The sequence below is a fragment of the Actinopolyspora biskrensis genome (assembly GCF_013408175.1).
Taxonomy (GTDB): domain Bacteria; phylum Actinomycetota; class Actinomycetes; order Mycobacteriales; family Pseudonocardiaceae; genus Actinopolyspora; species Actinopolyspora biskrensis.
Window position 1 is genome coordinate 547718 of record NZ_JACBYW010000001.1, and the last position, 23131, is coordinate 570848.

Annotated in this window: 16 protein-coding genes; 7 read left to right on the plus strand and 9 right to left on the minus strand. The window is 62.7% G+C overall.

Annotated elements, in window-relative coordinates; all coding sequences use genetic code 11:
• Positions 1 to 320 precede the first annotated feature (320 nt).
• Entirely contained in the window at positions 321 to 4202 is a 3882-nt protein-coding gene (locus tag FHR84_RS02540; RefSeq protein ID WP_179533778.1) for a hypothetical protein, read from the minus strand.
• A gap of 390 nt (positions 4203 to 4592) precedes the next feature.
• Here FHR84_RS02540 and FHR84_RS02545 point away from each other — a divergent pair, with 390 nt between their 5' ends.
• The 3 genes from FHR84_RS02545 to FHR84_RS02555 all read left to right on the plus strand — a co-directional run bounded on the left by FHR84_RS02545 (position 4593) and on the right by FHR84_RS02555 (position 8326).
• Entirely contained in the window at positions 4593 to 4979 is a 387-nt protein-coding gene (locus tag FHR84_RS02545; protein WP_179533779.1) for an SWIM zinc finger family protein, read from the plus strand.
• A 152-nt stretch (positions 4980 to 5131) separates the two neighbouring features.
• The gene (locus FHR84_RS02550; RefSeq protein WP_343075133.1) at positions 5132 to 5566 is read left to right on the plus strand and encodes an Imm1 family immunity protein; all 435 of its coding nucleotides are present in this window, start codon (positions 5132 to 5134) and stop codon (positions 5564 to 5566) included.
• Positions 5567 to 7273: 1707 nt separating this feature from the next.
• Entirely contained in the window at positions 7274 to 8326 is a 1053-nt protein-coding gene (locus tag FHR84_RS02555) for a tyrosine-type recombinase/integrase (protein WP_179533780.1), read from the plus strand.
• A gap of 198 nt (positions 8327 to 8524) precedes the next feature.
• On the opposite strand, the gene FHR84_RS02560 is transcribed toward FHR84_RS02555, so the two are convergent.
• The 6 genes from FHR84_RS02560 to FHR84_RS02585 form a co-directional block, all read right to left on the minus strand.
• Positions 8525 to 10285 carry a recombinase family protein gene (locus FHR84_RS02560; protein WP_179533781.1) on the minus strand — a complete coding sequence of 587 codons (1761 nt, stop codon included), beginning with the start codon at positions 10283 to 10285 and terminating at the stop codon, positions 8525 to 8527.
• A gap of 150 nt (positions 10286 to 10435) precedes the next feature.
• Positions 10436 to 12610: an FtsK/SpoIIIE domain-containing protein gene (locus tag FHR84_RS02565; RefSeq protein WP_179533782.1), complete on the minus strand. Its 2175-nt coding sequence runs from the start codon at positions 12608 to 12610 to the stop codon at positions 10436 to 10438.
• Positions 12607 to 12948, minus strand: coding sequence for a hypothetical protein (locus FHR84_RS02570; protein WP_179534381.1), 342 nt, complete (start codon positions 12946 to 12948; stop codon positions 12607 to 12609). The genes FHR84_RS02565 and FHR84_RS02570 overlap by 4 nt, the downstream gene beginning before the upstream one ends.
• Positions 12945 to 13310, minus strand: coding sequence for a WhiB family transcriptional regulator (locus FHR84_RS02575; protein ID WP_179533783.1), 366 nt, complete (start codon positions 13308 to 13310; stop codon positions 12945 to 12947). Before FHR84_RS02575 ends, FHR84_RS02570 begins: the two co-directional genes overlap by 4 nt.
• Positions 13310 to 13552 carry a helix-turn-helix domain-containing protein gene (locus FHR84_RS02580; protein WP_179533784.1) on the minus strand — a complete coding sequence of 81 codons (243 nt, stop codon included), beginning with the start codon at positions 13550 to 13552 and terminating at the stop codon, positions 13310 to 13312. The genes FHR84_RS02575 and FHR84_RS02580 overlap by 1 nt, the downstream gene beginning before the upstream one ends.
• 161 nt (positions 13553 to 13713) lie before the next feature.
• On the minus strand, positions 13714 to 14151 hold the full coding sequence (locus FHR84_RS02585) for a hypothetical protein (RefSeq protein ID WP_179533785.1): 438 nt from the start codon (positions 14149 to 14151) through the stop codon (positions 13714 to 13716).
• Between the two features lie 241 nt (positions 14152 to 14392).
• On the opposite strand from FHR84_RS02585, the gene FHR84_RS02590 reads away from it, so the two are divergent.
• Together FHR84_RS02590 and FHR84_RS02595 are read left to right on the plus strand one after the other, a co-directional pair.
• A complete protein-coding gene (locus tag FHR84_RS02590; protein ID WP_218861876.1) occupies positions 14393 to 15832 on the plus strand; it encodes a hypothetical protein in 1440 nt (479 codons plus the stop codon).
• Complete coding sequence (locus FHR84_RS02595) at positions 15832 to 16182, plus strand: signal peptidase I (protein WP_179533787.1); 351 nt, start codon at positions 15832 to 15834, stop codon at positions 16180 to 16182. Before FHR84_RS02590 ends, FHR84_RS02595 begins: the two co-directional genes overlap by 1 nt.
• Here FHR84_RS02595 and FHR84_RS02600 read toward each other — a convergent pair whose 3' ends face one another.
• Complete coding sequence (locus FHR84_RS02600; RefSeq protein WP_179533788.1) at positions 16183 to 17814, minus strand: transcriptional regulator; 1632 nt, start codon at positions 17812 to 17814, stop codon at positions 16183 to 16185.
• Between the two features lie 393 nt (positions 17815 to 18207).
• Here FHR84_RS02600 and FHR84_RS02605 point away from each other — a divergent pair, with 393 nt between their 5' ends.
• The gene (locus tag FHR84_RS02605) at positions 18208 to 18627 is read left to right on the plus strand and encodes a hypothetical protein (RefSeq protein ID WP_179533789.1); all 420 of its coding nucleotides are present in this window, start codon (positions 18208 to 18210) and stop codon (positions 18625 to 18627) included.
• Between the two features lie 550 nt (positions 18628 to 19177).
• Positions 19178 to 20173, plus strand: coding sequence for an HNH endonuclease signature motif containing protein (locus FHR84_RS02610; protein ID WP_179533790.1), 996 nt, complete (start codon positions 19178 to 19180; stop codon positions 20171 to 20173).
• 1052 nt (positions 20174 to 21225) lie between these two features.
• On the opposite strand, the gene FHR84_RS02615 is transcribed toward FHR84_RS02610, so the two are convergent.
• Positions 21226 to 22974, minus strand: coding sequence for an AIPR family protein (locus FHR84_RS02615; protein ID WP_179533791.1), 1749 nt, complete (start codon positions 22972 to 22974; stop codon positions 21226 to 21228).
• Positions 22975 to 23131: the final 157 nt, after the last annotated feature.

Below are 23131 nucleotides of genomic sequence, written 5' to 3' on the forward strand. Positions count from 1 at the left end.
ACGGTTTTCGTAGCGCAGAGTCAGTCGACGGTAGCCGCTCAGCCAGGCGAAGGTGTGCCCGATGCTCCAGTGGCGTTGGCCGAGCCCACTTCACTGAGCCGGCCGGATCCGGCGCTGCCCAAAGCACGGTCGCTGGCGCGTCACGATCACATCCACAGCGTGGAAATACGGCCCGGCCAGATCGGGCCGACGACATAATCGGTGTTGGGTGACCGACACAATGTTTCGTCGCGCTTGGACGTGACGATCGGGCAGAGCTTCCCGAAATGGGGGCATTGCTCTGCCCGGGGCGGCGGACAATCGGTGTGCTTGTCTCGGGGTTATGTGCTGGTCGCGTTGCGTACGTCTTCGAGCTGTGCTCGGGTCAATACTGTTCCGTCGGGCCAGAGGTGTTGCATGAGCTCCTGCAAGCCGGGTGAGTGGTGGTCGTTGTGGCCGAGGTCGGCGCCGGGGACGGTGATGTCGTCGAGGAGCCGATCCGCGAGCACCGCGAGGGTTGTGGGCCCGGAGCCGCCGTACCCCCAGGACAGGCCATGGTAGTCGTCGTGGGGTGCGGGATAGAGAGTTCCGTTTTCGGTGCGTACCCAGATGTCGCCGTCCAGGATCAGCTCAGCCAAGGGGCTGGACGAGGGTAGTCGGTAGGGCGCCAGTGCACGTACTTCCGCACCGCTGGGATCGATCGTGACAGGGGTGTCGCTGAGCGGGTCGATCCAGAGGGTGTCTGCGCTGTCCGGGTCGAGCATGACGAACACGGCCCGGTAGGTGACCGCGTCGAGACGGGTGAGGAACTCTTCCCCCCACTTGCTGTGGGGGATGGTGATGGTGGAGATGTGCGGGAAATCCGCGCGCACGCTGATTGGCATGTCTGCGGTATTGTGGACGCAGTCGACTGCGAGTTTGTCGGACCGTTGCAGTATCTGGCGCCACGCATCGCGGCGCTCGTGCTCAGGCAGGTCGTCCAGTTCGACCTTCGGGGTTTCGACTGGCTCGGCGGCGAGGTGAATGTGGTGGCTGCTGATCCCTCCGTCGTCGAGACGTTCGCGCAGCAGTCGTTCGTCGGAGATGTCAGCGTATTGGGCGGCCTGCACCGCGTTGATCAGGGTGCGGTGTACCGCGTGCCCGGCCGGGTAGAGCGTGGCCATGCGGAGCAGCACCGTTTCGTCGACGTTGATCGACAGGTGCGGCGGGTAGAACACGGGCTCGTCACCGGGTTTCCAGTCCAGAATGAGTTGCGGGATCCGCAGCGAGAACGGCCAAAACGGCAGGGATCGACCCAAGGCGGTGGCGACCGCGGACCATTCCACTTCCTTGTCGTCCTGTTCAGGATGCTGCCCTGTCGTGGCACGCAGCTCCGGCGTATGCGACCCCCAAAAAATACCGTTGACCAGCACATATGCATCTCGGCCGGGGAACCGGTCAGCAATGTCGACCAGCTCCGGTTCCATTTCCGGCATGGGCCAACAAAACGCGACGGTGGCCCCATCCGCGTGTCGCCAATCCTGCACCACCATCGCGGTGAACTGCGTACCCAGGTGCCGGTGGTATCTGCGGTCTTCGGCCGCGCCCAAGTAGGTAGCCGCGGTGTTGGTGACTGGCCACTGTTCAATCAGTGTGGTGTTGAACTGGGTGCTGCTCATGGAGTTCCCTTCATTGGCAGGAATCGGTGCTGGGATGTCGGTTTCGTCGGCCAGGGGCAGCGACCAGTGTTTGCGCACTGTGGTGAGTAGTTGCCAGCTCCATGCCGGGGTGACTGCCAGGGCTTGCCGGGCAGCGGCGAGTTGGCTCAGGCTTCCTGGTCCGGGCTGCCAGCTGGTTTGCAGAGTCGGCTCGTCGAGGTCGGCGTCGAAGATGTCGAGCACGGTGGCGCAATAGTAGAGATAACTGGCTGCGTGCCAGCGCAGTTGCGTCAGTCCAGCGGTGGGCTCGGTCTCGACGACCTCGAGGAGCCGGGTGGCCAGAACGATCATGTCGTCGGCGGTGTCGCAGGAACTGGTGTGCAGGGTCAGGGTGACGGTGTCGACATCGGCTGCGGGACCGAGCTGCTGGCTCGCGGCGGCGAAGGCTCGGATCTTGGCGCTCAGGTCGGTGGTGACCAGCTGATGTGTTACCTCCTCCAGGTGAGGAGGTTTTGCGCTGTCGATGCGGTCATGCAGGGCGGTAGCGGTGCGGCTGAGCTCCCGGGGGATGCCACCGGACAGACAGTGGCACAGGCCGATGAACGGCAGCGGCAGGCCGATGACGCGGCGGCTGAGCCAGCGTTGGGACTCGTCCAGTGTGAACGGCGGCACGGAGATCATGGTCGTGAAGGCGCTGTCGAGAGCATCGCGGACGGGGATGCCGCGACGTTCGAAGTCGGTGAGTGCGTCGTCGGAGACGGACACGACGAACGGGCAGTGGGCGATGCCGAAGATGCCTTTGATCTCGTTGACGAAGTCGTGGGCCTGGGTTGGGCTGGCCATTTTGTCGAGTTCGTCGATGGCGATGACCAGCCCCTCGATGTCCCCGGTCTCGCGCAGTACCGCCACAGTCCGTTCGAGGAAGGCGCGGAGCTGGTCGACCAGTTCCGGGTGTGTCAGTGGTTGTTCGGCATGCTGGAGCGAGCGGTTCCAGTTGATTTCCGCGCCTTTGCTTGTGCTGAGTTTTCCGGACCAACCGGAGGTGTGGGTTTGCAGGTAGCGCACGCGACGGAGCTGATCTTCGGCGAGTTTACGCAGCGCAGCGATATCAGCATCGAAGGCCCGATTCTCTGCTGTCGGATTCTGGGCCTTGGGTGTGTACGCCCGGATCCGTGGGGTGAACGACTCCATACCGAGCACGACGAACACGCGGGTCACCGCGGTACCCACCGCCCGGGAAGCGCCTGAGGAATGCCAGCCGTAGCGCAGTTGTCTGCCGAACTGGACGATGTGGCGCCCCTGCGCGCAGAGGATCTTGCCCAGGGGGATCGCTACAATCCCCAGGGCGTTGACCACGGCGATGGACAGGCCCGTGGTCACCGCGAGCAGGGCGAGCAGGTGCCGAGCAGACCACTGTGGCGAGTCGGCATTGTTGGCCCCCGCGGCGTGCAGCAGCCGTACGTCGGCGACGTAGTGATCCACCGCACTGGCCAGGTCGCGGTACCACAGCAGCCAGCCCAGCACCAGCAGTGGCACCGCCCAGCGCAGCCCCCGCCAGAGCCGGCGCAGCAGTGTGCTCGCGTCATGACGGCGCCGAACTTGGCCTCGCAGGTGTTGCCAGCGCTGGTGCTCGGCGCTGATGTGGTCCGCATCGCCGCGGGCAGTCAGATGGTCCAGGACGGCGCGACAGACCCGAGCATGCAGATGCAGCACGAAATCCCGCGCCTCGTAGCGGGCAGGTGCGCCCACGGTAATCGTCAGCCGTGGTGGTTCGTCGTCGCCGACCATGTCTCCAGCCAGCGCCTGGATCAACGTGGTTTTGCCGGCTCCGCGTTGGCCGGCCAGAGCGATGGCGCCCACTTGCGGGCGCCGCAACTCCCGCAAGAGTGTGCTCATGGAGTCGGTGCGGATGAGCAACGACACCTCGTCGACCGACTGCAGACCCGCGGCGTCGCGCACGGTGAGAGTATGCTCGAACGAGGGAGCATGGCTGTCGTTGATGCGTTCGCGCACCTCCGGCAGGATCAGCTCATCCCGGACGGTTTGCTTCCACCGAAACCGCCGGACGGGAACCCCGAGCTGCAACGCTTGCCGTCGGCGCCCCCATTGCAGCCGCTCCCAGGTGGCCTGTGGCAGATTCGCTAGCTCCAAAAGCGGCCGGATACGTAGTTCTGCCCAGTAGGAGACTGCCATGAGCCCGAAACATATCCACAGGGGCGCCGACCAGACAACGCCGAACAGAACGCCTATCGCAACCGGCGGGAGTAACCCCGCTGCTAGCACGATCAGCCAGTGGCGTCGTTCGGGCTGCCAGTCCTGCAGTCCCCAGGAAGGCTTGAGCTCGCGGTGTTCCCGCAGCTGCTGGCGGCGCTTCTCGACCGGCTCGTACATGCTCAACGCCCGCGCCCGAAACGACCGATCGTGCAGGATCTGCTCCAGCAGCTCGTATCGGTTCAGACGCGCCGCGTCCAGCGCCTCCAGGATCTCCGGAGTGCTGAGCACGTTTTTCAGCAAGTCGTCCAAGCTCGCCACCATGCCCGTGTCGAGCTCAGCCTCCGGAGACATCGACCACCGAGCCTGGGTCATGCGGCTGCTCCTTTGCCCACGGCACCACCACCCGCGACGATCATCACAAGGAGCCCTGACAGCGCGATCACGAATCAGGCGATGTCACCTACATGGAGCAACCCACTGCCACTCCCCGTGACCCCCAGCAAGCCCCCGGCCCACAGTCGCGGGCCACGCGACCCCTTCCCGGCGCATGCCGTCCCCCCGCCACGGAAGATTTGGCCGCTGCGAGGCAGACCTTCCGTGAACAGCTGGCAGGGCGTGACCGAGCGATATCGGAAACGAGTTCCGGGCGGCGGTGAGAGATGTCCGCACCCCCGCTGACCAGCACGACGGGAAACAATCTTCATTGGCGTGGTGAACCCCGTCTTGTCAAGATCCGTCGTCGCAGGCCAGCGGATTTCGTCGGTGGCCCAGATCACGGCGACCGTAGAGCACAACGGCACGCACCAGGTGCGGGTGGATATGCCCACCTGGAACGAACATCAGTTGCAGTATGCCCAACGCGTCGCTACCGGTGGTTCCGACGACCTGTCCGACGCCGTCCACACCGCCCTCGTTCACAACGGACAAACGCCCGGGCCGGAACAGGGCTCGATCACCGCGACCTGCAGCTGCCGGAGCCGCAAACGTCCCTGCGCGCACATCCTGGCCGTGTTCTTCGACATCGCACGCCATCTCGATCACCGGCCCCGCCTGGCCCTGGTGTTGCGCGGCATGAACGATGCCCACCCCACGACCACCACCGCCCGCATCCCGATCGGCCTGCTCGACCCCGCGCACTTCTACGAGTAGAGACCATCTGGGGTGATCTCTACTGTGAGAAAGCGATCCGCACCATCCTGCCCCGCGGGTCCGTCTTGGACGTCTGGGAACCCGGGAGCCACCCAGCCACGACGAATCGAGGGACAAGCATAACCACCATCGACACTGCCACCGTCGTCACTGTGCTCTTCGATCAAGACGAGCGCACCCACACAGCCAGCGCCCCGGACGAGGTCGAAACACTGCTCAACCTCGTTCTCGCTGAGAACACCGACTACAGCCGCACCACCATCGTCTGCTCCTGGGACCGGCCCGCACGCTCCGACCGTGACGAGGGCGGAGCCCTGTTCCCACCGGCCTACCTTCGGGTGGCCTCCCACCCGCCTACCGGATGGGCAGCGATGACCTGGATCGGCACCGCCGAGGTACTGGACACCTTCAACCCACACGCCCCCGAGGACGCCCCCGAACTGGTGTTCGCCTGCGATGGCCCCGACCTCCTGCCCGCCTCAGCCTCACTCCCCCAAACCGACGTCCGCCGGGCCCTGACCGAATACACCCACACCGGGACACGCCCCACCACGGTGCAGTGGCAGCAGGGCTACCTCGCCCTCTGAATCAACGGCCCCATGCGAAAAGAGTGCCCGGAGCTCCGCGGAGTTCCGGGGGCGCTCGTGTGTACAACTACGCCGACGCTGACCGGGCTAGGGTGGCTCACCCTCTGCGCGAGCGGGGAAACCGATGAGGAGGTCTAGCGGCGTGTACAACTGCGGGGATCACCCCCGCTTGCGCGGGGACTTCTAAACCCTGTCGTCAGAAGGCGTTCCCATGGAGGGCTCACCCCGCTCGCGCGGGAAGTTCGAGCTATGGGTGTTGCCGACGTGCCTGGACATGGGCTCACCCCGCTCGCGCGGGGAGTTCTCCTACGTGTGCCGCACCTGCGTCGAACCCGGGAGCTCATCCCCGCTCGCGCGGGGACTTCTCTCCTGGGGGGTGAGTTCCAGCTCTGGGTCGGGGCTCACCCCCGCGCGAGCGGGGAAATCCTCGGGCTGACTCGGGCGCACGTGGCCGTGCTGGGCTCACCCCCGCTCACGCGAGGAAACCGACAACCTGATGGAGCGGCACAAGTCCCGCCTGGACTCACCCCCGCTCACGCGGGGAAACCCCTTTTTGTGCTAGGAAAATTAGAGTGCGTTACCGTTTTGTGATCTTGTGGGGTGCTTACTTGTCGCGACGTCGGAAGATACGGGGAGAGGCATCGACGATTAGTTTGCCAGCGAAGGCGTAGTTCGTGTAGCCGCATGGTCGTGTTGGCCTCGAGCAGCGTGTGAACTCTGGCTGCTACGCGGTCTGGTGGCAGGACCGGATGAGCGTCGTTAATAAGTATCCTTGTCAAGGAAGCACTGACGTCGTTGCAGATCAGGTGATATTTCGATCCGGTTGTGCCTCGCTTGACCGCGAAGGGAACGGTTATCGAGCTGTCCTTTCTATGCGGATGTGGGAGAGTCCGCGATGTCGAGAACAGCTGCCCCGCTCGGCATGTTCAGCTCGGCCCGAATCACAGCTTCTGCACAGCTCATCTCTCTGGACGCCGGTGGATCACACGAACGGCCTCCTTACACTCTTGAGCGAGCAACAACGGCTTCGGGCCTGTCTACTGGCAGCGCATACCGGCAGCAGAGGCTCGAACCGATGCTAGTGAGCCTCGGAGAGGCTCCGCGGAACTGATGGTGGTCTCCGGAGCAAAATCGGACGTGGCCGCAGGGCGTGTGGCACGCTCGCTCGGCGCGTGGTTGGTCCCGTTGCGGACATGGTGAACCCGCAGGGGCGCGATAGCGAGTGTGCTGCGGAGGGTATGTCGTGTCGTCGAAGTCCCGAGCGGAGTGTGTTGTCGAGGGCCTCGTTCCGGTGAGAAGACCGATTGGTGGTCGGGTCCCGCGGCTTCCGGTGGCGGCGTTGTCGTCGACCGGTACGGCCTCGATGACCTACGGGATCGCGGCCGTTGATGCGAGTGGCCGGGTGAGTGAACGTGGTGTGCTGCGGGCTTTGGGGTGGCGAACCGGTGACCGTGTTCGGGTGTGGTGTTCGCGGAACGCGGTGATCGTGCGGAGCTGTGTGGACGGTGAGCTCGCGGTTGCCGAACGGGGGAGAGTGCCGATTCCGAGCTTGCTGCGTGAGCGGTGCGCGATTCGTCCTGGGGATCGTGTGTTGTTGGCGGGTTCTGCCGAGTACGGGGTGCTCATCGTGCACACGATGTCGACGGTGGAGGCGATGCTCGCGCGCCATCATGCCGCCTGTAACGGTCAGGAGTCGGGGGAGGCGTTGTGAGTTCGGGCGATGCTCTCAGCCCGGACGCCGGTGGTCGGTCGGCTGATATTCAGGCAGCGCGGCTGGTGTTGACCCGGATGGGCGTTTCTCCGGAGGAGCTCGTCAACGTACGAGGTCAGCGGGAAACGGTGCCTGTGTTCGCCGAGTACGTCCCCCGGGTGGCCGAGGCGGTGTCGGTGGGGACCTGTCGGGCGTATCGATCGTACTGGAATCGGGTCGTACGTGAGTGGGGAGAGCGTCGACTGGATGAACCCACTCCTTCGGAGATTCGCCGGCTCGCCGAGCACGTTCGCGGCCAAGTCGTGCACCGGCGCAACACCCGGGGCGGTCGTTGCGCGGTGGAGCATCTGATCGCGGCGTTGCGGTGCGTTTACAGTCACGCGGTGGCCGACGGGTTGCTCGACGAGGCGGACAACCCGGCCCTGCGGGTGCGAAAGCCCCGGCGGCTGCCGAGTACGCGGCGGGGGTTGTCGGACGAGAGCATGGCCGCGATCAACCGGGTGGCCGGCCAGACCGGCAACGATCCGATGCTGGACACGCTGTTGCTGCGGTTGCACACCGAAACCGCCTGCCGCAGGGGAGGCGCGCTGGCATTGACCTCGGCCGACCTGGATCCGGATCAGTGTGTGGTCCTGCTGCGGGAGAAGAACGATACCGTGCGCTGGCAGCCTGTCTCGCCGACGCTGATGCGGCATCTGCGGGAGCACGCCGAGCAGCGCGGTGCCGAGGCTTCCGGTGATGCTCTGCTGCGGTATCGCTCGGGAAAACCGTTGACGCGGCGGCGCTATGACCACCTGTGGCGCCGACTGGGGCAACATCTGCCGTGGGTGGCCACCCAGCAGATCAGCACTCACTGGCTGCGGCACACCACGCTGACGTGGGTGGAGCGCCACTTCGGCTACGCCACCGCTCGTGCCTGGGCCGGGCACACCGATACCAGTCACGCCAGTGCCACCACCACGTATATTCGTGCCGATCTCGCCGATATCGCCACCGCCTTGGCGGCACTCACCGGCGAGGAGCATCCTCTGGCCGAGTCCCGGAAGTGATCCGAGACCTTCGCAGGATTCCGCCACGGCAGCGGATTCTCCACAGCGGACACCTCTGGTGCTGAGCCCACGGTGTCGACGTACGAGCACACAGCGTTCGACTTCGGAAGCGGTGTTCCTCGTGTGCGCCAGGCCGGTGATCTGTTACGGTCTCGGTATGATTTCCCCAAGGTGGGGAAATTTCCCCGGATGGAGGGGTCAAGTCCCCCCTCCGACACCCTTACTATTCACCCGGCCCACGGGCTCGATGGTGACGTCGGCCGCGTGGTCATCGGGTTGGTAGCGAATCTGCAGGGAAACAGCTGTGTACAGGTTCGCGAGTTTCTCCGGGCTGGTGTTGGCCAGTGCTGGGCCGATTTCTCCGAGTGAGTCGATCCGTGCGTGAATCTCGGCCTCGCTCAGGGCGCTGCTCGTGGGGGTGGCGTCGAGTTCGGCCTTGGCCGCCGCTCGTTCGGCTTGGGCTTCGTTGATCGTCTCGGCCAATGCCGCGGGGTCCACGCCCGCTTCGATGGCCTCCTGGAACCGGCGGATCCGCGTCTCGGCGTCGGTGACGCGTTTCTGCGCGGCCTCGCGGCTGCTGGACGCGCCGGACTGGTCCTGAGAGGCTGCCAGCGCTTTCACGGTTCGGGTGACGTTGTCGCGGTGGAACAGGTCGGCGAGCCATCCGTTGATCTCGTCGCGGATCATGTCCTCGCGGAGATAGACCGCCGGGGGATGGGACTCCAGAGCGGGTGAGCTCGGGGCGAGCGTGCGGGCCGGGCACCGGTAGTACATCGCGTGCTTGCGGGGACTGGCCTCCATCTTGCGGCCGCACAGCGCGCACCGGACCCGACCGCGGAACAGATAGGTCCGCTTCGTGGGCCGCCCGCCGCGCTCGGCTTTCCGCGCCGTCCGCAGTCCGCCGGTCGACTTCGACCGGCGGAGCAGCTGTGCTTGGGTGAAGTCCTGCACGGTGATCAGGGCCGGATGGGCCGGTTGTCGGGAGCGGACCACCCGGTCCGGTTGGGAGCGGCGGAAGCGGGTCACGTGCCCGGCGGCGACGTCGTCGGGGTCGAGCAGGGTTTCGTGCCTGGTCCAGCGTCCGAAGAAGGCGTAGCCGGTGTAGCGCGGGTTGTCCAGGATGGCGCGAACGGTGCTGGCCTGCCAGCCGTCGGCCAGCCGGTGCCGGTTCTGCCTCGGCCGCTGTGCCGAGGGGCAGGGGACGCCCTCGCGGTTGAGGCCGTTGGCGATGGCCCGATCACCCTGACCGGACAGGTACTCGGCGAAGATCCGGCGCACCACCTCGGCCGCGGACTCGTCGACGGCCAGCACGCGCAGCCGGTAGCCCTCGGACTCCTTGCGCGGGTTGGGGTGAGAACCACCGTCGACGACGACGTACCCGTACGGAGCCCGGCCTCCCTGGTGGCGCCCCTCGTTGAGCACCTGGGCATCCATCGCGGCCCGGACCCGGGTCTGGATGTGCTGGCGTTCCGACTCGCTCATCCCGCCCAGCACGCTCATCAGCATCTTGTGCGAGGGGTTGTGGGAGTCGAACTTGCCACCCAGCTCCGGGACCCACAGGTCCACCCCGTGCGCGGCGAACTTGGGGGCGATCAGCGAGAACTGATTGCCGAACCAGCACCGTGTCCCCTCCCCGACGACCACCGCGTCCCATCCCCGGTCCGAGTCCTTCAGAGCACTCAACAGTCGTCCGGCCTCTTCGCGTCGCTCCCACGGCACGGAACGGGACTGTCCTATGTCGAAAAACTCGGCGACCACGCTTCCGCCGAGCGGCTCGACGAACTTGCGGGCGTTGCTCAGCTGCCAGTTGTACGAGGTTTCCGGGTCCTGGTTGTCCTCAGTGGAACAACGGCCGTAGAAGGCCACCGCTCCGAGACCGGTGTCCGCGGCTTCGGCGACCTCGACGCCGAGCAGGCCATCGAGCGTCGCCCACGGGTCTTGGCTGATATCAGCGGTCATGTGATCCCTCCTCCGTGCTTTCGTGCGGTAGCTGCGTCTCGGTCAGCTCGATCAGCACGGCAAGCAGTATGCGGCTTCTCGCCGGGGTGAGTACAGGAAGTTCCTCCGGTAAGTGAACAGTTGGGGATTGCTCCTTTCGATCAGCGCTGTTCATGACGGATCGCTGTCCCCGTCGTCAGGAGAGCTGATTTCATCGTTCGCCGCACGTTCGACGGCCGCGCGGATCTCGGCCGTGAGATAACCACGCACCCGGCGTGTGTCGCCGTCCTCGTTCTGGACGCGATGCCGGACGGGTCGACAGCCGAGCTCACCCATCCGCTGGGCGAACGTGCTCGGTTCCGCGTCGAGCGTCTCGGTCAGCTCGGCGGTGGGGACGAACTCACGTACCCCGGGATCGAGATCACCACCGAGGTAGTTCACGACGGAGGCCAGTGGTTCCGTCAGTTCCAGGGACTCGCGTCCGCTCCAGCCGCCGGTTGCGCCGGTGTCGCTGCCGAGAGCTTGGACGACGCTGCTCTGGTCGACGGTTTGGAGGCTGTCGTCCCCGGCTGCGTGTCCGCTCAGGGTTCCGGCGGTTTCGCGGAGCGCTCGGCCGCGGGTGCAGATGCTCCGCCACTCGGCATTGTCCATGTAGTAGGTCTGCACGGTCACGGCGAGAAACTCGGAGCCGGTGTCGGACTCGGAGTCCGGGCGGAGGATGCCGACTCCCTTGTGTCTGGGAAGCAGCCCAGAGGCGTCGTAGCCGCGGGTGTTCATCTGTTCCCCGAGCACGATGTTGGAGTCCCGCCAGTCCATGACGCGCAGCGCGAACCGGGAACCGAGCACGGCGCGCAGTCGCGGAGGGATCGTGTTCGAATCCGGCCGCTGGGTGGCGAGGACGACCACGATCCCGACCGCCGGTCCCTTCCGGGCGAGGTAGGCGAGAAGGTCGGTGATGTAGGCGCCGAGCGTGGTCTTCTTTCCGCCCACGTCCTGCCGCGTCGTGTTCTCCAAGTAGACCTGAACCTCGTCGATGATCACGGCGGTGATCGGCATTCCGAGCTCGGGATCTCGGGAGATGCCCGGTGTGATCTTCGATTCGGGGCAGACAGCGTCGTCCAACGCGGACATCTTGGTGAACCTGGACTGGACCTCGGCGACCAGTTCGACGAGACGGTCACGGACGGTTTCGACGTGTTCGAGTTCGTCACCGCAGACGAAGCGGTGCGCGACGGCCCCGGCCGCCTCCCAGTCCTTGCCGCCCTTGCCGTCGAAGACGTAGAGCCGTGTGTACGGATCCAGGATCAGTCCGGCGGCCGGAAGCCGTGCGGCGAAGGTCTTCCCCTGTCGTGGGATCGCGCCCACCACCAAAGACGTCCACACCAGCTGCAGGTCGATTCGCCGGTTCCGCGCGTCCTGCCCGAACGGGATCGGGCGCCACGCGTCCCACCGTTTCGCGTCGAGCAGTGGGAAGCGGACAGGCGGTCCCGAGTACGGGTCCTCGTCGGCGATCCAGAGAAAGACCCGCCCCGCGTGCCCGCCGCGGCCGCGTACCCGCTCAACGATGAGCTGCATCTCGTCCACGGCCAGCGCCGATGCCAGCGCCTCCCGGTTCTTGATCGCATCGGCGGCTTTGCGGGTAGCCGGGAGGTCGACGGTGACCGCCCACCCCGCTCCGTCGTGCGCGGCTCGCTCGACCAGCCGCAACGATTCGTCCTTGCCGATCAACTTCGCGTCGCGGAAGGCATCGACGAGGAGTTGCGGATCCATCGTCCAAGCCAAGGTCCTCGGTCCGGACAGGGACGGTTTCCGCCCCGGTGATCCGTCCTTGCGACGACCGAGGAACGCCAGCGCGACCGCGCAACAGCTCCCCGTGATCCACAGCGCTGCAGAGCCGTAGACGAGATCGGCCACGGCGACCAGCACGGCGGCCGTGATCGTCACGGCCACAGTGACCTTCCAGCGGAACAGCGTCAGGGCGCGGATCTCGGTGAACTTGTCGGCGAGCTTTTCCGAGTGCTCGGCGGCCTCCCGGTAGTCGTGCACCCGAACCCACCGACGCCAACCGCGTACGGCCGCCAACAGTCCCCGACCTGCCGTGGTGGTGAACCGCCACGGCGCTCGCAGCGCGAACGCCGTGGCATCCTGAACCGCTTGTTTCGCGGCCTGTCGTGACTTCAGAGCTGCCGGTACGCGTGATGAACGCTGCCACCGATTCACGAATTGCCGCCACAGCCTCGACGCCGAAATCCCCGAAGCGTCCTCGACCAGCTCGCCTTCGAACACGTGCGGCTCGATCTCCGCGGAGGTGGTCGTGGTGCGAAGGCTCCTGTCTTGCTCGCTCATCGTCGATCACGCCTCGAACGAGGGGTCTCCTCCGTCAGCACCGTCAGAGCTCGGGTGAGCGTGTACGACGCGATCACCGCCGGTAGTCCCAGCACGACCAGCAACAACGTCGTGTTCCCGGGGTGAGTGATCACGGTCCACTGCACGCCCACGATCCCCGCGGCGGTGAGTGCCGTTCGCCCGGTCAGCGACATGAGGCGCGTACCGGTCCGGGCGGTGTCCGCGGCTCGTCGGGCGGCCCGCACGCTGAAGCGCCAGGAGAGGACCAGCACCAACACCAGGGTCAGCAGGACACCGAGAGCGGCGAGTACCTGAGTGGGGGTCAGGTGCACGGTCACCACGCATCACCTCCTTCGGTGTCCTCGGCGCGCTCTCCACGGCGGAGCCAGTGCGGATGGAGTTCTCGGCGGTCGTCCTGGGACAGAGCTCCCCAAACCCCGAGCGTGTGTTCGCCCTCCGCGCGCAACTCCAGCTCCAGGCACTCGTCCTGCACCGGACAGCCCGCGCAGAGCAGTGCGGCGAGTTCCGCGTCCGTGAGGGGGTGCTCGTGGCCCGGTGGCTGCTCATTCGCGGGCGAGGGCCACATGCAGGAACCGTCGCGCTGGACGAGCTCGGTGAGTGCGGCACGTGGCACCCAGCGCAGCCGGTCCAACCGCCACGCGATGCCGATCAGTCGGAGGTCGTCGTACGAATTCGTCATCACAGACCACCTCCGGACCGTCGGTTGCTTCCGGTGCTGGTTTCCCCGCCGTCGGTCGGACCGTCGAGTGCCTGCATGAGCGCCTTGGCCGGAATCAGCAGCCGACCGCTCCGCAGCACGGCGCGGAGGCTCCCGGCTCGGATCGCGTGCGATACCCGTGAGGGATCGACATCGAGGATCAGGGCGACTTCTCGGATCGTGTAGCAGTCCGAACGCCTGACTTCGGACATGGCGAAACGCATGAGAATCCTTAGCTGGTTGATGATTTCAGCGATTTTCCGCTGATTTCAGCGTGCTTGTGGAATGACGTGTGATCCACGGGGCGATGAATGAAATGTCGTTACGTGGAGCTGGAAGAGAACCGTTAGCCTCGGCGCTGAGGCGGAGCGCGGAGGAATAAGTGTCAGAAGACTGGGCGGCAGTCGCCGCGGCCATCGACGAGCGCGTAAAAGCGTTGGGGTGGCGTCAACGGGAACTCGCGGATCGCTCCCTGGTCTCGCAAGCGATAGTCCGGGAGATCCAGCACCACACGGTCGAACGGCGTCGGAGTCAGCGGACGTTGGAGTCGCTGTCCGTCACGCTTGGTTGGCATCCCAAGCACCTCGAAGCCGTGTTGCACGGACGCAGGCCACCCGAACCGGACAAACCCGAGGACGACGATGACGCCCTCAGGGCTCGTTTGGACGGGATCGAACAACGGCTGTCCGAACTCACCGAGCGCGTGGACGGTCTGAGAGCCGACCTGAACACGGTGGTCGAGCATGTCCGAACGACTCGATAGCGCCGGTTTTGCTTCTGTGTCGGAATTGGCTTTTTCCATGCCATTGATTTCATCCGACATTCGCGTTGATCCCCATGAATCGACGACGCAATTCCGGTGCACGAGCGGTGCAGATTCGATGCACGACGCATTTGTGGAGGCGTGAGGCATGGAGCAGACGAGCGATTGGACAGGACGTAGTGCCTGCGCGTTACAGGCCGCTTCGCGGCTGAGTAACGAGTCGTTCGCGGAACGCCTGGGAATCGCCGTCAGGACGGTTGCCACGTGGCATCAGAAGCCGAATCTGCGACCGAAGTCCGAGATGCAACAACTTCTCGACACGGCGTTGGAACAAGCCTCCCCGTCGGTCAGGGAGCGGTTCGCAGCCCTCACGTCCGGCTCATCGGACGACGAGCGCGCTCGAAGCGACGGGGAGCGCGACGAAGCGGTAACCGAGGCTGAGCAGCGACTCAGCTCTGATCAGAACATCGTCGCCGCGCTGGACTGGCTCGACCGCCAGGCCGGTTGGCAACCGGGAACGGCTCGTCGGAAGACCGCCGCGAGGCTGGTTGGTCAGAACGCCCACTCGTTGCAGGATCGCGGAAAGCGACGCGGACGCGTGAACCAACGCGACATCGCGCGAGCCCTGAGCGAGTACTACGGCGACACAACCGGAAGTTATGGCCTTTACGGCGCTACCTGCGGTCGCGATGGTGGGATCACCAGCAGTGTCCTCACCTGCCCCGAATGGTTGGATCTCGACGCTTCACTGGTCGCGGCCAATGATCGGCTCACCGTCACCCAAGCCGCGATGGATTCCAGCAGATCGTTGGACGCGGAAGCCGCGGAACACGCCGTTGAACGATTGACCGAGACCCTGACGCTGGGAACCCGACTCGTCGACATGCCTCTGTACCGGCTCCTCGGAACGGACATCAGCAAGGGACTGATTTCCGGTTCGGTCGGTATCGCCCACTTCGTCGAGTACGCGTTGACCGCGGATCTCCTCGAAGGGGAACTGGTCGACGCGCTCGCGTCCGGTAACGCGACCCAACCCGGCTCGCTGCCCCTCCGCGACAGGTACCTCCCGGATCTCGCTTCGGTTCTCGACCTGCCCGGACGGCTCTGCGCGGGCGGCACACTCGCCCTGTGCGCCATCGCCCGCCCAGCCAGCCCCTACCGCGGCGAAGCCGACTACCTTCTCCTGGTGCAGGAGCGTTCAGGACACGTCGTCAACGCCGCGCGCAGCCTGGCGGTCACCCCCAAGGGCTTCCACCAGCCGTTGACCGATCCCCGGTCCGACGCGCAGGTCGGCGCCACGCTCCGCCGCGAGCTGGAAGAGGAGCTGTTCGGGCGAGAGGAGATCGACAACACGGTCGGCGATCAGCGCAAGGCCGATCCGATGCACCCGAGCAGGTTGTCCGGGCCGATGAGCTGGCTGCTGGACGAGGCCGCTCAGGTGCGAATGGAGTGCACGGGGTTCGGCTTCAACCTGGTCAGCGGGAACTTCGAGTTCCCCGCCCTGATCCTCGTCGAGGACGAGGAGTTCTGGGAGCGCTATGGCGGGCAGATCGAGGCCAACTGGGAGTCGTCGAACCTGCGCCAGTACTCCAGCCTGGACAGGGAGTTGCTGACTGAACTGGTGCACGACGTGGCCTGGAGCAACGAAGGGCTGTTCGCGTTCCTGCAGGGGCTCCGGCGGTTGTCGGAACTCGGTGGTGAGAGAGTTGCGTTGCCGGACGTCGAATGGGAGATGCGGTAGTGGGCACCAACTGGCACAGCGGGAACGCTTCCGACGACGGGCAGGACACCAGGGGATGGTTGCTCGGACACTTCATCGACCCTCCCGAGGACGTGCGCGCCACGGAGGCTCTCGAAGTGAAGTGGGGCCACCACGCCTCGGGGGAGAAGCGTTCCGGGTGGACTGCCGACGACCAGCGAACGACTCTGCTGCTGCTGGTTCAGGGACGGTTCCGCCTGGAGCTCACCGAAGGCAGCTTCACACTGGAACGGCAAGGTGACTACGTCGTGTGGGGACCGGGGATCGACCACTTCTGGGAAGCCCTCACCGATTCGGTCGTGATCACCGTCCGGTGGCCCTCCTCGACCTGATCACGCCTGCATCGCCGGATCGACGGCAGGAAGATCGACCCGCTCGTCCCCGAGTTCACCGAGCCGACGGATTCCCTGGAGCATCGCGAACAACCCCTCGTTGCTCCAGGACTCGTCGGACAACAGTTCGTTCACCAAGTCCCGGTCCGCGCTGGAGTAAAGGCGCAGTCCGGCCGTCTCCCAGTTGGCTTCGAGCTGTCCACCGTACTGCTTCCAGAACTCCTCGTCCTCGACGAGGATCAGGGCGGGGAACTCGAAGTTCCCGCTGACCAGGTTGAAGCCGAACCCCGTGCACTCCGTTCGTACGCACTCGGGGTGCTCGGTGATCCAGCGCATCGGTTCGGACAGCCGGCTCGGATGCATCGGGGCCGCGATGCGCTGCGGACCAGCTGTGCTGTCGACCTCGCTGCGACCGAACAGCTCCTCCTCCAGCTCGCGGCGGAGGGTTACCCCGATCGAAGCGTCGGCGCGGAACTCCTTCAGCGGCTGGTGGAAACCCTTGGGGATCACGGCCAGACTCTCGGCGGCGTTGATCACCTGGTTGGAACGCTGTTGGACGAGCAAGGCGTAGTCGGCTTCGCCGCGGTAGGGGCTGGCTGGGCGGGCGATGGCGCACAGGGCGAGTGTGCCGCCCGCGCAGAGCCGTCCGGGCAGGTCGAGAACCGAAGCGAGATCCGGGAGGTACCTGTCGCGCAGCGGCAAGTTGTGCCGTTGAGCGCCGCTGTCGGAACCGATTGTCTTGATCAGCTCACTTTCGAGGAGGTCCGCCGTCAGCGCGTACTCGACGAACGGGACCAGGGAAACCGTGCCGTCGATCGAGCCCGGCTTGATGTCGATGTCCAGCAACCGGTACAGCGGCTCGTTGGAGACCTGCACGTCCAGGGCGGCTGCTTCGGTGAGCCGGTCCACCGCGCGAGTCGCATCGAACTCGCCGGGAGCAGCGTGGTCGCTGGTGGTTGTGAACGTCAATCGGTCGTTGTCCGGAGTTAGTGGGCACGCCAGGTCGAGCCAGTCCGGGCGCGTGAGGATGCTGGTCGCGATCCCGCGATCGTCACATCGCACGTGGTACGTGTTCCGCCGTGTCTCCACGGGTCCGTAGTACTCGGACAGTGCGTCGACCAGTTGGCTACGGCCCACCTTGGCCCGCTGCGCGTGCCAATCGTGCAGGTCCGTCGGGGGAGACTGGGCGAGCTGTGACCGTACTTGTTGCTCTGCTGTCCGGGATGACCACTGCGCGCGCTGATCGAGCCAGTCGCAGGCCGTCTCCAGTCCGGCGTTCGTGGAGTGCTCCCGCAAGGCTGTCCCTGTGGTGCTGGGGAGTTGCCCTGCGTTGAGCTGAGAACGGCCGCTCGTGACCTCGCTGGAGGGCACGGGGTTCGATGGTTCGGCGAGAAGGTCGTCGATGCTCTCGTCGAAGATGCGTTCGAGCAGTCGAGCCGTGGCCGGGCGAACCGGGCCGAGTGGCTTTCCGCCGGTTCCGCGGCCGGATGCGAGACGTTGCAGATGACGTAGCCCAAGTGTTCCGGGCTCACCGTGCTCACGGGCGAACGTCTCGGCGTATTCGGCGAACTCTTCGAGGGTTTGTCGGCGTTCCCGGATTCTTTGTTCGAGCACGGTCCGAAAAGTCCGCACTGTCGTTCTCCTTCGTGCTGTCCGGTCGGTCTCGTGTCGTCGCGATGTCGTGCGCGAGTCGTTCTGGTGCTCCGTCGCCGCTGACAGGCTGTCGTCAGTCTGCCACGGACCGCGCCAGGAGCGGTCCGCATGAATCGTCCGGAAGCGGCGCTCTCCGCCTCTGTCGCGTCGCTGCCGGACATCCGGTCGCGGGCGGAGCCGGTGAGCACCCTTCGGTTCTCGGCTCCGCCCGCGTTCCGTTGCGAGTGGAGGTCAATTGTGGACGCGAAGATGCGGTGGTTCCAGTACCGGAACGGTGTAGCGGGGCAGCGGCACCGTGTTGCGCACTGTGAGGATCAGTCCGCTGGGGGAGGGACGTGGTCGTGGTGTCGCCATGAGTTCAGCCCCACGGAGGTGGAAGAAGTCGCCGAGCCCGGTGCCGTACCGGAGACGGAACAAGCAATGCCGGGTGCGCCGTGTGTCCCGTGCCTGATGTTGGTCATGGGCGCCACTGCCGATGGAGCTGCCAGCGGAACAAAACTCGGCGAAGCACATGATGCGCCTACATCCTCGTGCGGCGATGTGCCCGATGATTCTGCTGCGGAAGCTGCCGGAACGGTGAGCACGGTAATTGCCACCGAGGAAGCAGCGGAGGAATGTCCGCCGAAAACCGTGCTCGCCATATCGATGCTCAAGGCACAATGGTTGCTCGACGACGCTGCGCACGATATCAGCGGTGGCCGCTACAGCACCGCGCAGGCGAGCGAGCTGGTGGAAATTCTCGAAGAGTTGTCTCGGCTCATGCGCGAAACTATCGGAGACGAGCACCGTTGATCTCGCAAACGAGGAGAAACACGAGCGGCAAGCACCATGTCAGAAGCGATCCTGTCGGCTACGTGACCGCGTTCCGCGGTGACCTCTACGCACCCTCTCTTACCCTGATGAAGCGCGTCCTCGACGGCCTGCGGCGTCTGTAACGGCGGTCTCCGGCCGTAGCGCGCGGTGAGGTGTCCCGCTGTCCCGTCCCAGCTTCAAGAGCCGTCCCCGTGCTCTGTACCGGGGGACTGGGACGGCTGGGACACCCGGAAAGTGTCTCCCGCCAACCAGCACATGCGGGGCATTTTTGCAGATCACTAGCTTTGCGCCGCTGTCCCAGTAAGCCTGTCCCGTATAGGAATCGCCGGAGGCGCGGGACAACTGCGGAGGGCAGCTGGTTATACGGTGCTCATTCGAGATCTCGGAAAGAGTGGATCCCACAAGGACTCTTCGTTTCTATATCCACCCTCATTGTCATCCCATTTTTTGATATTATCTACCTGCTGATCTCTGCTGGTATGATCACCAGCACTGTACGTGTATATGGTGATGCGAAAAGGTTCTTCTCATGGGAGATCGTAGCTATAGCGCTGCGACGGAAGCAGCAATTTTTGCAGTTAGTCTCAAATGTTACTATCCAGGTTGCACTATTCCTAGCGTGAGTTTTCTTGGTGATAATACTCAAAAGAAAAATGTGCAAATTGCTCATATTGTAGCAGTTTCACCTGAAGGTCCTCGGTATCGCCCCATAAGTAAGGCCGATCGGGATGATTTCGAAAACCTTATCCTTCTTTGTGGGGGGCACCACCCGCGGGTGGATAAAAAATCAAATGAGCATGAATACACAGAGGAGTTGCTTCGTGAATGGAAACAGGAAAACGAAAAAGGGATCAGAAGTAAAATAGATGGAATTGATCGTCTCACTGAAGAACGTCTGAATGAGATGCTGACAACAGCAGCAGAGTCCACAAAAGATGAGATATTGGCCTCTTTGGAAGATTTAAAAGATGTCAGTGAGGGTGCCGCAGAACTGCTGCGCAGTCTTTTTGAAGAAATCGAAAATCACTATATTGACTCAGATTCTATTGAAATGCTTTATATGGCATCAGAAAGGCTTAGTTTTCTTGAGGAGGGATCCGCGCAGCTGCACCAGGCGTCAGTGAATCTTGGGGATCTTGAGTCAAACTCGAATGCCATGATCAATGCAGCTGATAAAATATCATCGATAGATATAGGTGAGTTGTTGAGTTTTTCTCAAAAGCTGGAGCAGCTTAATGATGATTACGCAAGCGTGATTAGAAACTCGCCTGACATATCAGATATTAGTAGTTCAATTGAATCCGCGGGGCGTTCCGCGATTTCTGATATCAACGGATCAATCGAGTCAGCTGGCAAGGCTGTGGTGGCTGAAATTGAGAAGAAATCTAAATTGATCGACATTGGTGAGCGTCCAGTTTACGTTGATCACGAACAACGTTGGAAGTTTGGTTTAGTTGGTTTCATGTTGGGCGTGCTTGCTGTGTTGGTAACTGTGATAATCCTTGCATCAAATGGAGTTATTTAGAGTGCGTCTCGTTGGGGGATGTTCTTGTAGCAGGCCAGTGCTGTGGTGGGGTGAGGGATCCTTCGACGTCGGTGCGGGCGATGCGCGGCACGATGTTCCGAGGGTGCAGCCAGTGACGTAGTTCGTCGTAGTCGTAACCTGTGTCTGCGTGCAGCTTCGCTGGCCTGCGACGTCGTGGTCAGCGAGGCGAACGCCTCCGGGACCGCGTGCACGAGAGGTGTGAGGGCATTCATCTCGTGGGTGTTTGGGCCCGGAGACCGCCACCGACAGTGGCAGTCCGCCGGGCTCGGTCAGGATGTGCAACTTCGCCCCGGTTTTGCCTCGGTCGACGGGGTTCGGCCCGGTGGCAGATCCCCGTTTTTCGTACGAACGCTGGCCCCGTCCACGATCGCTCGGGCCCCATCGAGCTCGCCATCGGCGCCGAACTCGTCGAGCACGGCCCGGTGTAGACGTCGCCACATCACCTATCAAGACACCCTCTTAGCAGGTGTCGATCGTTTGCCCAAGGTTCTCCCTGGCGAAGGCTATGCGAATAGTTTGTCGATACCCCAGGACGAAGATGCTTTCAGGTAGTTTCGCGGTCGCCGGTCGAATCGTGTCGAGCGGTTGTCTCTTCGGGCTCTGCCCTGAGGCCAGGAGTTGTAGATGTCTGGGGCTTAGCGTTAACGATTCATTGTCCCCGGGACGAATCTCCGCGTATTTGCCGAACTCTTCGAGGATTTGCTTTGCTAATGATGCTTGATCTGCTGCCTCAACACCGTGCGGAACGAACCGTCGACGAGTGATCACACGATCGTCCGGCGGCACCCGACCTCCTCAACGTTGGTGCCGCCGGAGACCCTCTGAAAGGCATCCAGAACCGGAAGGTCCCCGAAAAGGAGACTCTGGCCACTTCCTGCCGTAGGAGGTCAGCCGGTGATGCAATGGTTTCAATGTAAGCTGGGTACCGTTGGCGGAGCCCCAACGCGTTGCCCACTATGCGGCACCATTCGCCGGCGAGGGCCGGTTGTATTCCTTGTGCCAGAGAGAATTCCATCCGGATCGCTAGAATGCTATTTAGTCAGGTCCTCAGCTAGGTGTTGAGTAAATGCTTGCCTTTTTGTTGCATCCGCTGCGGTGGTGCTGTTTACTTCAGTAAACCGGTCCAGGCTATCCTTCACGAGCCTTGCCGCTTCCTCGATTTCGTCCCCTGAAAATTTCCTTCCTGATTCAACTAGATTTGATAGCTTATTCCAATGATTCGAAGCATAGCCAAGTTCCTTCGTTACCGCGGCATACGCGACAAAAGGAGCCAAATAGCGTCGCTCAGGATACCGTGCCTGAGAAACAGACTGCAGATGCGCGTCCGCTGACCTCAACACTTGAGCAACCCAGTAGAAGATTTGAAGTCCTGCGCCAGGATCGAAAGCTTGTTTATATCGCGCCTCCTCGGCAAGCAACGAGTTAGGCTTTCCTCTCGCAACCTCCGGCTTACCGTAGGCGATAGCGTACATAGCCTGCCCTAGGTACGAAATGCTGATAATTTTACCAGGATCCTTCCCCAGATTCCTGTAGTACCCTTTTCGTCGGTCATAAAAGAGATCATTAGATTCAAAATAGCGTTCGATTTGACGCTGGATTCTATCGGTAGCCCGTAGCGAAGCATCAGCAACGGGTGTCTGTCGGTTAGTTGCCCGTATTATCCGGTCGCGCACTATATCATTATCGGCCACAATGATGCGAACCAAAATTTTGCGGTTTCGTGCCTCCTGCAAAGGTTGACTATCTCCATCCAATTCATTTATTTTTTTGAACCAGCTTGCAATCGTGTAAGAAGTTTGAAGCCCATTGACGATTTGGATGTTTTTCAATGCGAATCTTTTTCCGACGCTATGTGCCTCATCGCACAATATCGTAACCCCGTTGTTCATCCACCAGAATTCGGGGCTCGATTGATCTTCAAGGGTGCTCATGATCTCTTTGTTGACAGCAACGTTTCCCTGGTGATCACGAACATTTGCATCGAAGAGGTGACGGCGGACTGAAAAATCTGACCCGGGTTCGCAAATGAGAGATATGTAATTTTCAAGCGGGGCCAATGCAACATATGATTCCCCGCTGGTCATGATTTCATCACAATGGAGATCCAAAGTGTCAGGAGAGCGGCTATCGTATGTCTTCCATAGCTCGCCCGCCCCGGTGAATTCTACATTTACTCGCGCATTTGGTAGGACTTCCTCCAGGTTTCTTCTGAGTCGTTTGGCTCTATCTGTGACATTTGGGTTTATATTGTCAGTTAAACCACGTGATGCAAACCATACCTTAATCGACAAGTTTGGTCGGCGCGTAAGTAAATTGGTGAGTGTCTGTCGGAATATTTCTAGGCGTTCTCGTGTTTCTTCTCGAATCTCTCGTTTTAGTTCGCTCAATTCTTGACTCAAGTCAAGCGCCTGCGGAAGAATACTTTGGAGTTTAGTAACTTCGTTTTGGCTGAATGCGTTTCGATTCTTAGCTTGTACGATATGGAGTTCTAGGTTGAGCCCCTCTCGATATTCCTTTGCGACATCATTTTTCTCTACTATGTCAGAATCGTGTTGCAGCAGAGTGTCTTCCAGTAAAGTGTAGACAGAATCTATTCCTGCATCATTACCTCCGTCTACAACTCCGTCCTGCACGTCATCTAACGTGACATTGTATTCTTTTAGCAATAGCCACGAAACAAATACCTCCCATGCGTCATCTTTGCCCATCGTTGAAACATTAGTTTCGCGCCATTGGTCAAAAATAGTGCGGACTAATGTCTCGGTGCCACTTGACGCCATGTTTCCTCCATTGCTCAGCTACACCGTAGTGAGCTGAGAGTTTGATCTCATCCTTACGATTCGTAGTATGCCACATCGGTTGAGTAGCGGGTGCTGATGGCTAAATCTCAGAAGACGATGCGTTGGCTACTGGTCGTAGACCAGCATAAACGTAGTG

Excerpts from the sequence above, each read along its gene's own strand:
- FHR84_RS02540 (WP_179533778.1), bottom strand. The coding sequence starts at position 4,202 with ATGACCCAGGCTCGGTGGTCGATGTCTCCGGAGGCTGAGCTCGACACG.
- FHR84_RS02560 (WP_179533781.1), bottom strand. The coding sequence starts at position 10,285 with ATGACCGCTGATATCAGCCAAGACCCGTGGGCGACGCTCGATGGCCTG.
- FHR84_RS02565 (WP_179533782.1), bottom strand. The coding sequence starts at position 12,610 with ATGAGCGAGCAAGACAGGAGCCTTCGCACCACGACCACCTCCGCGGAG.
- FHR84_RS02575 (WP_179533783.1), bottom strand. The coding sequence starts at position 13,310 with ATGACGAATTCGTACGACGACCTCCGACTGATCGGCATCGCGTGGCGG.
- FHR84_RS02580 (WP_179533784.1), bottom strand. The coding sequence starts at position 13,552 with ATGCGTTTCGCCATGTCCGAAGTCAGGCGTTCGGACTGCTACACGATC.
- FHR84_RS02585 (WP_179533785.1), bottom strand. The coding sequence starts at position 14,151 with ATGTCGGATGAAATCAATGGCATGGAAAAAGCCAATTCCGACACAGAA.
- FHR84_RS02590 (WP_218861876.1), top strand. The coding sequence starts at position 14,393 with ATGCAACAACTTCTCGACACGGCGTTGGAACAAGCCTCCCCGTCGGTC.
- FHR84_RS02610 (WP_179533790.1), top strand. The coding sequence starts at position 19,178 with ATGGGAGATCGTAGCTATAGCGCTGCGACGGAAGCAGCAATTTTTGCA.
- FHR84_RS02615 (WP_179533791.1), bottom strand. The coding sequence starts at position 22,974 with ATGGCGTCAAGTGGCACCGAGACATTAGTCCGCACTATTTTTGACCAA.